The following is a 14,546-nucleotide window of genomic DNA, read 5'->3' as shown; positions in this document are numbered from 1 at the left end:
CCGGCAAGTGACTGGCGAGTTCGGGTCGCGAGCGTCGTCCGGGGACCCCCTCCCGGCGGCGTCGCCGACTCAGGCCCGGGGGCCGACCTCGTCGAGGGCTGCGTCGGCGAGCTTCGCCTCCGCTCTCCGGAGGTGTTCCCCGGCGGTCTGGGGCGAACAGCCCAGCTCGGCGGCCACGTCGGCGTGGGTCGCCTCCCGAGGGTGTTCGTAGTAGCCCAGCTCCCTCGCGACGACCAGTGCCTCGCGCTGGCGGTCGCTCAGCGACCCGTCCACGGACTCACTCGCGGCCGGCGTCGAGGAGATCTCGTCGATCCGGACGTCGATGTCCGCCCCTCGCCGCTCGAAGGCGGTCTGGAGCGGCCCCGGGTCGCCGACGACGGTCGCGTGGATCTCCCCCTCGCGGAACACCACGGGCGTCCGGACGATCAGCCCGCCCGCCCCGAGCGCGTCGGCGAGGCACCCGAAGATCGGGACCGCCGACCGTTCGACGCGGAGGCAGACGCGGGCGGACGCCCCGTCGGTGCCCACACCTGAACTCTGACCGTCGGGATCGACCACCTCGCAGCGTTCGACGCCGGGGGTATCGGGCGCGACGTCGACCAGCGGGGTGGGGTCGCCGTCGACCGCGAGGAGGACCATCGCCTCGTCGGCCACGAGGTTCCAGTCGATCACGCGGGCCCGGTCGACGGCGGTCGCGTTCGCCAGCCGGTCGAACAGCGGCGGCGCCCGCGAGCCGTCGACGCCCGCGGTGACGCGGACGTGTTTCACTGCCGAACAGTCAGGCGAGGGGGTAATAAATCCCGGTTCTATGCCGCCCGGAACGCCCTCCCCGACCGCGCCGCACCACCGGAGTACATGTCCGACGAGACAGCGCGACCGACGCGGGGATCGAAGCGAGACACCGACGACGGCGACCGCTCCGTCGGCGACGATACCGCCCGCTCGACCGGCGACCGACCGCTGGCCGTCGACGCCGAGGGACTGGCGCTCACCTACGCCGACGGGACCGAGGCCGTCGAGGACGTGACGCTGGCGGTCCCCGAAGGTCAGTGCTTCGGCTTCCTCGGGGCCAACGGCGCCGGCAAGACGACGACGATCAAAGTGCTCGCGACGCTACTCGAACCGACCGCCGGTCGCGTCCGGGTCGTCGGCCGCGACGTGACGGCCGAGCGCGCGGAAGTCAGGGCGTCGATCGGCTACATGGCCCAGGAGACGAGCGTCGACGAGGAACTCACGGCCCGCGAGAACCTCGCGTTCGCCTGCGACGCCTACGGCGTCCCGGCCGACGGGCGGGCCGACCGCATCGCCACGCTGCTGGATCTGGTCGATCTGGCGGACGTGGCGGACACGCCTGCGGGGAGCTTCTCCGGCGGGATGAAAAAACGGCTGGACGCGGCGACGGCGCTGGTCCACGACCCGGAACTCGTCTTCCTCGACGAGCCGACGACCGGGCTGGACCCGACGGCCCGCGAGCGCCTGTGGACGTACTTCCGACGGATCAACGACCGCGGGACGACCGTCTTCCTCACCACGCAGTACCTCGAGGAGGCCGACCGGCTCTGCGACCGGATCGCGGTCGTCCGCGACGGTCGCATCGTCGCCGACGACTCGCCCGAGCGGCTCAAGCGCCGCGTCGGCGGTGAAACGGTCGCGCTCGAGATCGGCGGCGGTCCCGACGCCGTCGAGTCGGCCGCGGCGGTCCTCAGCGAGTCGGCGGCGCTCGACAGCGCCGGAGCCGACGCGCCAGCGATCGACACGACCGACGACGCCGTCCGAGTCACGGCGCGGGAGGCCGGCGATCTGGGGCCGGACCTGCTGGTCGCGCTCCGCGACGCGGGCTTCGCGGTGACGGGGTTCGCCGTCGCGGAGCCGACGCTGGACGACGTGTTCTTCGCCATCGCCGACGACTCGGTCGGGGACCCGCCCGACCGGTCCGGTGACGACGGCCGCGAGACGGGCCGGTCCGACGAGGAGGGCCACGAGTCGACGGTCCCCTCGGAGGTGGACGCGTGAGCGCGCCCGACGCGACGGGTGCCGACGCGCCCGACGCCACGGCGGCGGCCGATCGGTCGACCCGGACTGCGACGGGGACCGGGAACACGTTCCTCGGGGACGTGTGTGTCAACGCGAAGCGGTGGACGCGGAAGGCGGTCCACAACCCGACCGCCTTCCTGCTGGAGATCGTCGTCGCGACGCTCTCGCTGGTCCTCTTCACGGCCGTCTTCGGCGACGTGGGGAGCGCCGCCCTCGAACGCGCCGGGTTCGCCGAGGTGGACTACGTCACCTACCTCCTCCCGGCGGTGCTCATGCAGGCGACGATGGGGTCGGCGTTCTCCTCGGGGATGGGGCTCGTGAGCGACCTCGAGAGCGGGATGTTCGAGAAGACGGTCGTGACGCCGATGTCGTGGACCGCCGTCCTCCTCGGGAAGTCCGTGGCCGAACTCGTCCGGGTCGTCGTCCAGGTGCTGGTCGTGGTCGGCCTGGCCGTCGCCCTGGGGGCGCGCGTCGAGACCGGCGCCGTCGGCGTCGCGGGGGTCGTCGCGGTCTGTCTGCTCGTCGCCCTGCTGTTCATGGCCGTCTCGAACGTCGTCGGACTGCTGGCCCGCGACGACGAGGTGGTCAACGCCGCCTCGATGCTGTTCATGTTTCCCCTCCTGTTCCTCTCGCCCGCGTTCGTCCCGCTCTCGGACGATATCGAGGCCGTCGCGGCGTTCAACCCAATCACGTACGGCGTCGACGCGGTCCGGGCGCTGGTCCTCGGGCGGGACGCGTCGACGGTGCTGTCGGTCTCGCGGTTCGGCGGGGTCGCCGACACGCTCGTACCCGCAATCGTCGTCCTGTCGGCGCTGAACCTCGTCGTCGGCGCGCTCGCGGTCCGACTACTGGCGCGAGCGAGCAGCGCCGAGGCGGCCTGAGGCGACCGACCGAGGAGCGCGGACGCTCGGCGTTCGATCGAACTCAGACCGCGGGACCGAACTCGTCCATCGCGGCGTCGACGAGCTTGGCCTCGGCGGCCTGGAGGTGGCGGCTGGCGGTCGAGGGCGCGCAGTCGAGGGCGGCGGCCACGTCGGCGTGGGTCGCCTCGCGGGGGCGCTCGTAGTAGCCGAGGTCCTGGGCGACAGCGAGGGCCTCGCGCTGGCGGTCGCTCAGCCGCGAGGCGGGGTGGTCGAGCACGCCTCGGAACGCGCCGACGGCCTCGACGGTCACGTCCATCGCGTCGGGCGCCTCGGCCAGCGCCGCCCCGAGCGCGTCGCCGTCCCCGACGACGCGAAAGCGCATGTCGCCGTCGCGGTAGACGATCGGTTTGCGAACGACCAGTCCCGACCGCGTCCGGGCCTCGCGGACGGCCGCGAACATTGCGGTCGCACGCGGTCGCACCTCGACCAGCGCGTAGGTCCACGGGCCCCCGGCCGGCGAGAGCCGGACCGATTCGATCCCGTCCAGCTCCGGCGCGGCCGCGGCGAACGGCTCGGCGTCGCCGCGGACGGCGAACAGCACGGTCTCGACGGGATCGGGCGTCGCGTTCCACTCCAGCAGTTGCGTCTCTGCGATCCCCGGCGCGTCGGCCAGCATCGTGTAGAACGCCGGCGCGCGTTCGCCGTCGACCGCCGCGGTGACTCGGAGGCGTTTCATCGTCCGTCGGTATCGTCGTCTGGACTTAAACTCCCGCAACATACTGCACCGAACGCCGACGGGTCCGGCGACCGACGGTCGAACTATGACCGAAGCGACGCGGTCGGCCGCCGTCCTGACGACCGGCAGGCCACTCGACGACGACGGACGACCGAACGCGGGGCCGGCGCTCGAACTCGACCGCGACGGCCCGGCAGCGGCGCTGCTCCGCGAGTCGCCGCGGGCGCTCGCTGCCAGTCCCGGCGCCGACCTCTGGGCGACGCTGCTCGAACGACCCGGGGAGGGGGAGACCGAGCGGCCGGTCCTCGCGCAGTGGCTCGAGACCGACGCGCCGGCGACGCCGACCCACTACCACCCGGCGAGCGAGACCTTCGAGGTGGTCTCGGGGACGCTGACCGTCGAGGTGGACGGCGAGCGCCGCCGACTCGGTCCCGGCGAGTCGGTGACCGTCGAGGCCGGCGTCGAACATTCGTTCCGAAACGACACCGACGGGGTCGTGGCGTTCCGGGCGGAGTTGCCGTCGATGCGGACCGTCGCGTCGCTGTACACGGCGTGGGGGTTGGACGCCGAGGCCGCCCTCGGCGAGGGGGAGGCGGACGGCCAGCCGGCCCCGCTGGACGCGCTCGCGCTCGCCGCGGAGGTGTATCCCGATACGGTGACGACGGTCGCGCCCGCGCCGCTCCAGCGGGTCCTGTGGGCCACGGTCGGTCGAGCGGCGCGGGCGCTCGGCCGTGGTATCGACGACCGCTATCTCGACGACGGGTTCTGGGAGCGACGCGTCGAGCAGCCCGACGGCGCGAGCGGGCCCGAACGGCAGAATCAGTGAGTGCGTTCGGACCGACTCGCGGCGCCTACCCGAGGGCGTACGCGAGCACGTAGACCACCGCAGAGCCGATCATCAGGAACACCATGATGAGCGCCATGACCTGCTGGCGGTCCAGTTCGAGGGGGTTCATATCCGGACGTCGTCGCCGGCACGGTTAGGGTTTTCGCGCTCGGAGCGAGCGCGATGTCGGCGGCTCGAACCGACCGCGTGGCCCACACCAGTCCACCCGGTGACAACTTTCATCACTGACCCGTCCGAAGCGACAGTATGGACCGATCGAACGGTCGCGAGCGGCTCGCCTCGGTCGGCGGGACGCTGCTCGGCTACGGACTGCTCGCGCTGGGCGTCGCGATGGTCGGCCTCACCGCGTACCAGCTGCTGTTCGCCTCGGGCGTGACGCTCGAAACGCCCGTCAGCGTCGGTCCGCGAGCCGGCGTCGGCCTGGCGCTCGGCGCCGCGGGCTATCTCCTGCTCAGGCGGACACTTGAGGGCGACGCCGACCCCGACCCATCGAACGTCGAGCCCTCGAAGGCCCGCGCGGCCGACGCGTACGAGTTCGACACGTGAGCCGCGCGCGGTCCCATCGTCGCCGGCTCGTCTCGCTCGCCGTGATCCTCCTCGGACTCGTCCTGGCGGTCGCCGGCGTCGCGGTGGCGACCGAGACCGCGCTCGAGTTGCTGCTGCTGGCCTCGGGGCGATCGCTGGCGGTGCCCGTGCCGAACGTCCGGGACGGGGCCGTCGGGGTCGTCGCCGCGGTCGCCGGCTACGCACTCCTCTCGGCTGGCGGTGGCCGGGACGACGCCGGCGCCGCCGCGGACGACGGCGACGCGACCGTGAAGACCACCCGCTCCCGGGATCCGTGACCCGCCGGACGGGGTGACCGGGCCCGAGCGCGACGGGCCGACGAGACCGGCCGACGAGACCGGCCCGCGGCCGACCACAAACGGGCGCGAGACGGTCTCGAATCGGCGTACGAGGGCGGTTCCCAAACACGTTCGAAGCCAAAAGGTCCTTTAGAGCGTACTCGCAAGGTGCCGGGCACCATGACCCGTTCACCGTCGTTCGACCGTCCCGCGAGTCAGATCCGCTTCAACCCGGCAACCGGGGGCATCACCTGAATGCGGGACCCGATCGTCAGATCCCCCGATCCGGTCGTAGCGGCCCCGAATCGTGCGGTCTCGCGGGGTGATCCCGCGTGAGTTCCTCGTTCAGTTCCGTCCAGAAGTCCTTCCTCAAGTACCAGCACGTCTTCGTGTTCGCGGCGCCCGTGATCTTCGTCGCCGCGGTGCTGGCGTTCGCGCCGACGACCGGCAGCGGGGCGAGCTACTGGCTGGAGTTCTGGTGGCTGTTCCCGGTGTTCCTGACCGGCGCGACGATCGTCAACACGGTCGGGATCAGCGGCTCGGCGCTGTTCGTGCCGTTCCTGATCTTCCTCTTCCCGCTCGCGGCCGAACCGCTCCAGCCCGAGACCATCGTCAAGGTGGGACTGATCAGCGAGGCGTTCGGCCTGTCGAGCTCCTCGGTCGCGTTCATCCAGTACGGGCTGGTCGACCGCCGACTCGCGCTGACCATCGTCGGCGGCGCCGTTCCGTTCGTGATCGCCGGGGCCATCCTCTCGTTCGTCATCCCGGAACCGGTGTTCCACGCCCTACTCGGGCTGGCGCTGATCGCCGCGTCCGTCCTCCTGTTCAAGGCGGACCTCGACCACGGCGGCGCCGAATCGGACGCCGACGACGGCCACGAGACGGCGGTCGACGACGCCTCGGCCGCAGCCGACGGCGGGACCGCCGAGTTGCCCGACGACGCCGACAAGCTCGGTCCCGCAGGCGTCCGCACCGACGACGACGGCACCGTCACGCGGGTCGACCGCGACGGCGACGACTACCGTTACACTCGCGGCGGTTACCTCAAGCGCTTCGGCAACTACAGCATCGGCGGGACCTTCCAGGGCCTCGCCGGCTTCGGCGCCGGCGAACTCGGGATCATCTCGATGCTCTCGACGAAGGTGCCCGTCCGCGTCGCCATCGGGACCAACCACATCATCGTCGCCGTGACGGCCGTCCTCGCGTCGCTCGTTCACGTCTTCGGTGGGACGGCGCTCAACGCCGCCGGAATCCACATCCCCGGCGTCCACGGGCTCTCGCTGGCTTCGACGCCGTGGAACATGGTCGTGTTCACCGTTCCGGCCACCGTGACCGGCGGACAGATCGCCCCCTACGTCTCTAACGCGCTGGAGACCGACACGATCAAGACGTTCGTCGGCGGCCTGTTCGCGGTCATCGCCGTCGCGCTGTTCGGTATGGCGGTCGGGGGGATCTGATGTACGACGACATCCTGCTCCCCACGGACGGCAGCGAGGCGACCACGGCCGCCGTCGACCACGCCGGCCACCTGGCCGAGACCCACGGCGCGACCGTGCACGTCCTCTCGGTCGTCGACACGCGCAACCGCTTCGAGAGCCCGTCGTCCGGGATCGCTCCCGACGCGTGGCTCGCCTCCGAGCGCGAGCGCGCCCGTCAAGCGGTCGACGAGGCCGTCGCCACGCTGCCCGAGGACGTGCCCACCGAGCGCGTCGTCGAGGAGGGCGTCCCCAAGTCGGCCATCCTCGACTACGTCGCGGAGAACGGCCCCGATCTGGTCGTGATGGGCACGCACGGTCGCACCGGCCTCGACCACTACCTCATCGGCAGCGTCGCCGAGAACGTCGTCCGGGAGTCCCCCGCGCCCGTGATGACCGTTCGCGTCGACGAGTAGCGCGAGCGACCGGCGGTCGCCTCCCCTCGCCGGCCGCTCGGGCTCGCCGTTCCATCGTCCCGGTTCCGTGAAAGGGATTATCAGTCGATAGGTAGAATTGCATATATGTCATCGCGACTCCCGTCGAACGGACGGCTCGTCTCCGTCACAGGCACCGTCGTCGCGCTCGCGCTGCTCCTGGTCGGCGCCGCCGTGACGGCCGAGGTGGCCCTCGAAGCCGTGATCGCGGACGGACCGGTACTGGATGCGGCGGGCGTCGGCGTCGGACGGGGGACGGCCGGCCTCGTCGCCTTCCTCGGCGGCTGTCTCGTCCTCCGGACCGTCGCCAGCCGGGACACCTCTCCGCCCTCGGACGACGAGGAACGGGAGTCCGACACCCCCAACAGACTCGTCGGGGACTGGTAGCGCCCCGGCATCGTCACCGGCCCGCATCGCTCGTCCCGAGCAGTCTCCGGTCCCGAGCAGTCTCCGGTCCCGAGTAGTCCCCCGGTCGCCGGGTGCGTCCGACTCGCGCCGTCGCTCTCGCCCGACCCCGTTCTTCTGCGACCGATCCGCCCGGTAGCGACCGCTGTCCCGCCGGTCACCGACCGGACCACCAACGCTTATTACCTGGTAGTATAACCTAGTAGTTATGCCGACGCAACTGCAGCGCGCCAGGGAGGGAACGGTCACGGCGGCGATGGAGCGAGTCGCGGAGCGGGAACAGTGCGACCCCGAGTTCGTCCGCGAACAGGTCGCCGAGGGGCAGGCGGTGATCCCGACCAACCACGGCCACGACTCGCTGGACCCGATGGTCGTCGGTCGCGAGTTCGGGACGAAGGTCAACGCCAACATCGGCGCGAGCGAGACGACGAGCAACCTAGAGGACGAACTGGAGAAGCTCCACACCGCCGTCCACTACGGTGCCGACACCGTGATGGATCTGTCGACGGGTGGTGACCTCGACGAGATCCGCGAGGCCAACGTCGAGTACTCGCCGGTGCCCGTCGGCACGGTACCGATCTACGAGGCCGTGACGCGGGTGGACGACGTGGCCGAGATCACACACGAACTCCTGCTCGAGGTGATCGAGGGCCAGGCCGAGCAGGGCGTCGACTACATGACCGTCCACGCCGGCGTGACAATGGAACACCTGCCGCTGACCGACGGCCGCAAGACCGGCATCGTCTCCCGTGGCGGCTCGATCCTCGCCCAGTGGATCGAGGAGAACGGGATGGAAAACCCGCTGTACACGAAGTTCGAGGAGATCTGCGAAATCTTCGCCGAACACGACGTGACCTTCTCGCTGGGCGACGGCCTCCGGCCCGGCTGTCTGGCCGACGCGAGCGACGAGGCGCAGTTCGCCGAACTCGACACGCTCGGCGAGCTGACCCGGACCGCCTGGGACCACGGCGTCCAGGTCATGGTCGAGGGGCCGGGCCACGTGCCGATGGACGAGGTGGCCGACAACGTCGAACGCCAGCAGGACGTCTGCGACGGCGCGCCCTTCTACGTGCTCGGCCCGCTCGTGACCGACGTGGCGCCGGGCTACGACCACATCACCAGCGCCATCGGCGCGACCGAGGCCGCCCGAGCAGGCGCGGCGATGCTCTGTTACGTCACGCCCAAGGAACACCTCGGCCTGCCCGACGCCGAGGACGTGCGCGACGGCCTCGCGGCCTATCGCATCGCCGCCCACGCCGCCGACGTGGCCAACGGCCGCGAGGGCGCGCGCGACTGGGACGACGCGCTCTCCGAAGCCCGCTACGAGTTCGACTGGCGCCGGCAGTTCGACCTCGCGCTGGACCCCGAGCGCGCCCGCGAGTTCCACGACCAGACCCTACCCGGCGACAACTACAAGGAAGCGCGTTTCTGCTCGATGTGCGGCGTCGACTTCTGCTCGATGCGCATCGACCAGGACGCCCGCGAGGCCGCCGAGGCGGGCGAGGGGCAACTGGAAGCGATCGACGACGAGACCGACCTGGAGGACTCGCCCGCCGCCGAGGTGAATCGTCCGCCAGTCGGCGAGCACGACGGCTCGGACGTGCCCGACCTCCCGAAGTTCGTCGACCCCTACGGTCACGAGGAACCCGCTGACGACTGACGAACCGCCCGACCGCCCTCCGGCAGTCGTGAAACCGAAAACATCGGGCGAGTTTCCCGACGTGCTACCCACACTTTTGCGCCTCCGCGCCTGAGCGATCGTATGCCACGAGATGTCACGGAGGGTGGACGGTGAGCGACGACTCGACGCCGACCCGCGACGTGTTCCTCCCGGTCGCCGCCCAGCCGTCGGTCGACACGCTCGTCGGGTTCGCCCGCGAAGCCGAGAACCTGGGCTACGAGCGCGCCTGGGCCCCCGAGACGTGGGGCCGCGACGCCGTGACGACGCTGACGACGATCGCCGAGCGCACCGAGTCGATCGGGATCGGGACCTCCATCGCGAACGTCTACTCGCGGTCGCCCGCACTGATCGGCCAGACCGCCGCGACGCTGCAGGAGGTCTCCGAGGGGCGACTGCGCCTGGGCCTCGGCCCGAGCGGCCCGGCCGTCGTCGAGGGCTGGCACGGCGTCGAGTACGGGAACCCGCTCCGGCGGACCCGCGAGACCATCGATATCGTCCGACTCGTGCTCTCGGGCGAGTCCGTCGAGTACGACGGCGACGTCTTCCAGCTCTCCGGGCTGCGTTTACGATGTGATCCGCCGGATACGGTTCCGGGGATCGACGCCGCCGGGATGGGGCCCAAATCCGTCGAACTCGCGGGCCGGTTCGCCGACGGCTGGCACGCGCTGATGCTCACGAGAGAGGGGCTGCGCGACCGGCTGGACGACCTCAACCGGGGCGCCGAACTCGGGGATCGCGATCCCGAGGACCTGCGAGTGACGCTCTCGCTACCCTGTATCGCGCTGGACGACCGCGAGCGGGCGCGCCGGCTCGCCCGGAACCACCTTGCCTTCTACGTCGGCGCCATGGGCACCTTCTATCGCGAGGCGCTCGAACGGCAGGGCTACGAGGACGAAGCGATCGAGATCGCCAGCGAGTGGGCCAACGGGAACCAGGACGCCGCGTTGGCCGCCATCTCCGACGAGTTACTCGACGACCTGGGGATCGCGGGGACCCCCGACGAGTGTCGCGAGCGCTACGCCGAGTGGGAGGACATCGACGGCGTCGACGCCGTCTCGGTGTCGTTCCCGCGGGGCGCCGAGCCCGACGAGATCTCGTCGACGATGCGGGCGCTCGCGCCGGAGTGAGCGGTCGCCGCTGGCGATTCACTCCGGTTCGTCGGGAAAGATCTTCCCGGGATTCAAGATCCCTTCCGGATCGAGCGCCGTCTTGATCGACCGCATCGCCGCGACCGATTCCGCACCGTGCTCGCGCTCCATGAACTGCCGTTTGCCCAGCCCGACGCCGTGTTCGCCGGTCGCGGTGCCGCCCAGATCGATGGCGGCCTCGACGACGGCCGCGTAAGCCGCCTCGCCGCGCTCGACCATCGCCGCATCGTCGGGGTCGACGAGGATCTCGTAGTGGAGGTTGCCGTCGCCGGCGTGGCCGTAGCAGGCCATCGGGAGGTCCCGCTCGTCGGCCTCGGCGCGGGCGCGGCGGACGATCTCCGGGAACGACCCGATCGGGACGGTCACGTCGCCGGGGTGCAGCGGCCGCAGGTCCTCGCGGTACTCGTCGAGGGCGTAGGCCATCTCGCGGCGCAGCTCCCACAGCTGAGCCATCTCCTCGTCGGCGGCGATCTCGAAGGAGTGGGGGTCGTAGTCGGCGAAGACGGTCCGGCAGAACTCTATCTCCTCGTCGATCCCGTGGTCGGCGTGGAACTCGACGAACACCATCGGCGCGTCGGGCAGATCGGTGCCGACGTACTCGTTCGCGACCTCCGCGGCGAACCCGCCCATCAGCTCGATCTTCGCCACGTCGACGCCCGACTGGACGGCGTCGGCGATGGCCCCCGCCGCGTCGTCGAACGTCTCGAACACCGCCCGACCGCCCTTGATCTGCTGGGGCCGACCGGCAAGCTGGAGTGTCGCCCGCGTTACCACGGCCAGGGTCCCCTCGCTGCCGACGATCAGGTCTTTGAGGTTGTATCCCGCGGAGGACTTGACGGCCTTGCTCCCGGCCGTGATCACCGTCCCGTCCGCGAGCACGGCTTCGAGTTCGAGCACCCAGTCGGCGACGACGCCGTACTTCACCGCCTGCATCCCGCTGGCGTCGGTGGCGATCATCCCGCCGATCGTCGAGATGTCGCCCGACGACGGCAACGGCGGGAAGGTCAACCCGTGCTCGGCGGCGGCCTCGTCGACGGCGCTCCCCAGCACGCCCGGCTCGACGTCGATCTGCAGGTCGTCGGGCCGAAGGTCGAGAATCCCGTCCATCCGGGTCAGGTCCATGCTGATGCCTTCGTGGGCAGGAACGGCGTTGCCCTCCAGGCCGGTGCCGGCGGCGTAGGGCGTGACGGGGGTCCCGCGCTCGTGCGCGCCGGCGAGGACGGCCGACACCTCCTCGGTGCTCGTCGGCCAGACGACGGCGTCGGGGCGGACCTCGTCCTCGGGGTGGGTGCCCCAGTCGCCAGCGTGTTCGTCGCGGGCGTACTCGTCCGTCGACACCCGGTCGGGGCCGACGGCGTCGCGGAGAAAGTCGAGGTCGGTCATGGCCGAGGTGCGGGGCCGCGGGGGCTTATCTCCGTCGGCGTCGGGCGGACGGCGCGGCCCAAGACTTTCCTCCCGACGGAGACTGCCCGGAGCAACGACGATGGACGCAGGGGAGACGCTCGGAACGGACCCGGTCTACGAACGACGACGGTTAGCCGTCGGTGTCCTGCTCGGTACCGCGTGTTCCGCCCTCCTCGGAGCGGCCCTCCCGAACCCCGGGCCGTGGTACGTCGGCGGTGCCGCGCAGGTCGGCCTGGTCGCGGTCTCGGTGGCACTGCTGGCGCTGGGCTTCGGCGTCGGGGTCGTCCTCCTCGTCGACTTCGCGCTGCTGTTCCCGGCGTACTACGTCCGCGCGCAGTCGGTCGGCATCGGGTTCAGGACGCCGATGGAACAGGCGCTCCCGCAGGCGACGATGGACGCCGCGCTGCTCGGCATCGTCGGGGTCGTGCTGTGGCTCGTCGTGCGGCGAGTCGCCGATCCCGCGGATCTCGATCGACTGGTCGGGCGGGTACGCTCCGAGTGAGGACCCGGCTCACGGGACGACTCGCTGCCCCGCCGTCGGCCGGCTCAGCGGTCCACACCCGGCACGCGCTCGGCGAGAAACGCCCGGTGTTCGGCCGCTCGCTCGTCGCGCTCGGCGGGCGTCGCGTCCTCGTACCACAGCGGGAGACACGCCATCGCGTCCAGTCGATCGGTCAACCTGTAGATCGCCATCCGCTCCAGCGTCGCCTCTTCGAACGTCCAGCCACCGCGGCCCGCGACGTAGGCCGACCGGAAGATATCGCGCAGTTCGGTCGTCCGCGCCTCGTCGTCACGGACCGGCTTCAGCAGGTGGAACTCGACCTTCGCGAGGTTGTAGGCGGGTTCGGCCGCCGAGAGGTTCGCCCAGTCGAGCACTGCCTTCGTCTCGCCGGTCTCGGGGTCGAGCAGGAGGTTGCCGTAGCGGTAGTCCCAGTGGTTGTACGTCGGTGGGTCCGGTTCGGACAGTTCGGGGACCACCTCCCGCAGGTGCTCGCGGACGGCGGGCACGAGGTCGACAAACCGCCCGGGGTCGTCGGCGAGTTCGGGGAAGTAGCCGCCCTCGGTGAGCACGTCGAGCGTCCGCTCGGCGTCTTCCAGCAGTCGGTCCCGGAAGTCGTCGGCCCGCGGGTGGTCGTCGGTGTCGAGCACCGTCAGTTCGCCGTCGGCGACGCCGACGCTCCCGACCGCGGGGAGCGGACCCAGCTCGTGCAGCTCGGCGAGGTTCCGGCCGGCGTCGCGGACCACTCGCTCGCGGGCCGACGGCGAGAGCGACTCGGGGTCGTCCTCCAGGTTCACGCCGTCGACGTGCTCGGCGAGGTAGAACGGGGCGGGGAACTCGTCGTGGTCGTCGCAGTAGCCGTAGACTTCGGGGACCGGGATCGCCGTCTCGCGGCCGACGAGTTCGAACAGTCGCGGCTCGGCGCGGGCGATCGGTGGGTCGACGAAGTCAGCGGTCGTCGCCTTCAGGACGACGGTTCTCGGACCCTCGGGCGTTCCCACGTCGAGCGTCGCCACGAAGTCCGTCCCGTGCGGACTCCGCTCGACCGACTCGACGGTCCAGTCGGGACGGAGCGCGGCGACCATCCCCCGGACCGCCTCGTCGGACACCTCGCGGTCGGTCGGCGAGACGGGGGCGTGAGTCATGGGGTCACTCGCTCCGGGACCGTCAGAAGGCTTGCGGTCGGTTGGAGCGTGACCGAACCCAGTCGGTCGAGCCCAGTCGAGTACCGACGGACCGACCGTGACACGCCACCGCCGAGCGGCTCGGTCGAAGGGAAGCGTAATGATTGTGGGATGGTAATTGATCGCTATGGACACGCGCGATGTGGCGGTCGTCGCCGCGGTCGTGGTCGCCTTCGGGGTTCTCAGTGTCGTCTACTCACCGCTGACGGGGGCCGCCGTCGCGATATTCTTCGGCTTCTTCCTCGTCGCCGCGATCCGGTACCGCGAGATCAGGTGGTAACTGGCCTCACACCGGCAGCGCCGACTCGTCGATGTCGCCTCGGCGGCCGTCCAGCACGCCGAAGCGCTCGCCGCGCCGCAGTTCCAGCCACCGGAGCAGTCGCTCGGCCCAGCCGAGTTTCCGCGCCTTCAGCGGGTCCACGTCGGGGTCGTCGAAGTCCCAGCCGGCGAAGACCAGCGTCTCGGCGCCGCAGTGGTCGGCGAGGAAGGCCGCGCGGTCGCCGTCGGTGAACCCGCCCGTGTCGACCACCGGACCGGCGGGCGCGGCCTGGGTCGTCGGCAGCACCGACTCGACGACCAGTTCGGGCACCCGCTCGCGCAGCGCCGGGCGATTGTCGCCGTGGGCGTGGACCGCCACGGGCGTCCCCGCGGCGGTCAGCTCGCGGGCCACGTCGCTCTCCTCGTCCAGATCGGTGACCATGCAGTCGACGACCAGTCCCGCCTCGCGCACGGCGGCCGCCGCGTCGGAGGCCGCGACGACGCTGTCGGCCGCCCGGACGACGCCCAGTTCGTCACCGAGCGACGGTCCCGCGCCGACGACGGCGACCGTCTCGCCGGCGAAGTCAAGGTCGGCAGGCGCGAGCGAGCCGGACCCGCCGCTGTCGACCACGAGGTCGGCGAGCAGGTCCCGCGCCCGCTCGTCGCCCGCGCGGTCGAACCCCATGTCGGCCAGGACCGCCTCGTAGACCGGCTCCCACTCGTCGAACTCCATCGG

The 14,546-nt window shown here is 71.2% G+C and carries 17 protein-coding genes; 12 read left to right on the top strand and 5 right to left on the bottom strand.

The genetic code is table 11. From position 1 onward, the window contains the following. Positions 1-69 precede the first annotated feature (69 nt). A complete protein-coding gene (locus I7X12_RS12025; RefSeq protein WP_198060324.1) occupies positions 70-768 on the bottom strand; it encodes a helix-turn-helix domain-containing protein in 699 nt (232 codons plus the stop codon). Positions 769-855: 87 nt separating this feature from the next. On the opposite strand from I7X12_RS12025, the gene I7X12_RS12020 reads away from it, so the two are divergent. Both I7X12_RS12020 and I7X12_RS12015 read left to right on the top strand, forming a co-directional pair. Further along, positions 856-2,013: an ABC transporter ATP-binding protein gene (locus I7X12_RS12020; RefSeq protein WP_198060323.1), complete on the top strand. Its 1,158-nt coding sequence runs from the start codon at positions 856-858 to the stop codon at positions 2,011-2,013. After that, positions 2,010-2,915, top strand: a complete 906-nt coding sequence (locus I7X12_RS12015) for an ABC transporter permease (RefSeq protein WP_198060322.1) — start codon at positions 2,010-2,012, stop codon at positions 2,913-2,915. The genes I7X12_RS12020 and I7X12_RS12015 overlap by 4 nt, the downstream gene beginning before the upstream one ends. Positions 2,916-2,958: 43 nt before the next feature. Here I7X12_RS12015 and I7X12_RS12010 read toward each other — a convergent pair whose 3' ends face one another. After that, the gene (locus I7X12_RS12010) at positions 2,959-3,633 is read right to left on the bottom strand and encodes a helix-turn-helix domain-containing protein (RefSeq protein ID WP_198060321.1); all 675 of its coding nucleotides are present in this window, start codon (positions 3,631-3,633) and stop codon (positions 2,959-2,961) included. Between the two features lie 85 nt (positions 3,634-3,718). Between I7X12_RS12010 and I7X12_RS12005 the strand changes: the two genes are divergently transcribed. From I7X12_RS12005 to I7X12_RS11970, 8 genes are all read left to right on the top strand, one after another. Then, complete coding sequence (locus I7X12_RS12005) at positions 3,719-4,459, top strand: cupin domain-containing protein (protein ID WP_198060320.1); 741 nt, start codon at positions 3,719-3,721, stop codon at positions 4,457-4,459. A gap of 267 nt (positions 4,460-4,726) precedes the next feature. Next, entirely contained in the window at positions 4,727-5,026 is a 300-nt protein-coding gene (locus I7X12_RS12000) for a hypothetical protein (protein WP_198060319.1), read from the top strand. Then, on the top strand, positions 5,023-5,322 hold the full coding sequence (locus I7X12_RS11995) for a hypothetical protein (protein WP_198060318.1): 300 nt from the start codon (positions 5,023-5,025) through the stop codon (positions 5,320-5,322). The genes I7X12_RS12000 and I7X12_RS11995 overlap by 4 nt, the downstream gene beginning before the upstream one ends. Positions 5,323-5,654: 332 nt before the next feature. Then, positions 5,655-6,779, top strand: coding sequence for a sulfite exporter TauE/SafE family protein (locus I7X12_RS11990; RefSeq protein WP_198060317.1), 1,125 nt, complete (start codon positions 5,655-5,657; stop codon positions 6,777-6,779). Next, positions 6,779-7,213 carry a universal stress protein gene (locus I7X12_RS11985; RefSeq protein ID WP_198060316.1) on the top strand — a complete coding sequence of 145 codons (435 nt, stop codon included), beginning with the start codon at positions 6,779-6,781 and terminating at the stop codon, positions 7,211-7,213. Before I7X12_RS11990 ends, I7X12_RS11985 begins: the two co-directional genes overlap by 1 nt. 105 nt (positions 7,214-7,318) lie before the next feature. Further along, complete coding sequence (locus I7X12_RS11980; RefSeq protein ID WP_198060315.1) at positions 7,319-7,618, top strand: hypothetical protein; 300 nt, start codon at positions 7,319-7,321, stop codon at positions 7,616-7,618. Between the two features lie 226 nt (positions 7,619-7,844). Continuing rightward, entirely contained in the window at positions 7,845-9,296 is a 1,452-nt protein-coding gene (gene thiC, locus I7X12_RS11975; protein WP_198060314.1) for a phosphomethylpyrimidine synthase ThiC, read from the top strand. Positions 9,297-9,427: 131 nt separating this feature from the next. Beyond that, on the top strand, positions 9,428-10,444 hold the full coding sequence (locus tag I7X12_RS11970; protein ID WP_198060313.1) for a TIGR04024 family LLM class F420-dependent oxidoreductase: 1,017 nt from the start codon (positions 9,428-9,430) through the stop codon (positions 10,442-10,444). An 18-nt stretch (positions 10,445-10,462) separates the two neighbouring features. On the opposite strand, the gene I7X12_RS11965 is transcribed toward I7X12_RS11970, so the two are convergent. Continuing rightward, entirely contained in the window at positions 10,463-11,848 is a 1,386-nt protein-coding gene (locus I7X12_RS11965) for an FAD-binding oxidoreductase (RefSeq protein ID WP_198060312.1), read from the bottom strand. Positions 11,849-11,948: 100 nt separating this feature from the next. On the opposite strand from I7X12_RS11965, the gene I7X12_RS11960 reads away from it, so the two are divergent. Beyond that, on the top strand, positions 11,949-12,371 hold the full coding sequence (locus I7X12_RS11960) for a hypothetical protein (RefSeq protein WP_198060311.1): 423 nt from the start codon (positions 11,949-11,951) through the stop codon (positions 12,369-12,371). A 44-nt stretch (positions 12,372-12,415) separates the two neighbouring features. Here the strand turns inward: I7X12_RS11960 and I7X12_RS11955 are convergent, their stop codons facing one another. Continuing rightward, positions 12,416-13,513, bottom strand: a complete 1,098-nt coding sequence (locus tag I7X12_RS11955) for a phosphotransferase family protein (protein WP_198060310.1) — start codon at positions 13,511-13,513, stop codon at positions 12,416-12,418. Positions 13,514-13,679: 166 nt separating this feature from the next. Here I7X12_RS11955 and I7X12_RS11950 point away from each other — a divergent pair, with 166 nt between their 5' ends. Further along, positions 13,680-13,832, top strand: a complete 153-nt coding sequence (locus I7X12_RS11950; RefSeq protein ID WP_198060309.1) for a hypothetical protein — start codon at positions 13,680-13,682, stop codon at positions 13,830-13,832. A 6-nt stretch (positions 13,833-13,838) separates the two neighbouring features. Here the strand turns inward: I7X12_RS11950 and I7X12_RS11945 are convergent, their stop codons facing one another. Continuing rightward, positions 13,839-14,543, bottom strand: coding sequence for a 6-hydroxymethylpterin diphosphokinase MptE-like protein (locus I7X12_RS11945; protein ID WP_198060308.1), 705 nt, complete (start codon positions 14,541-14,543; stop codon positions 13,839-13,841). Between the last annotated feature and the right edge of the window lie 3 nt (positions 14,544-14,546).

The organism is Halosimplex litoreum (assembly GCF_016065055.1).
GTDB lineage: Archaea > Halobacteriota > Halobacteria > Halobacteriales > Haloarculaceae > Halosimplex > Halosimplex litoreum.
This window is presented reverse-complemented; position numbering and strand designations above follow the sequence as displayed.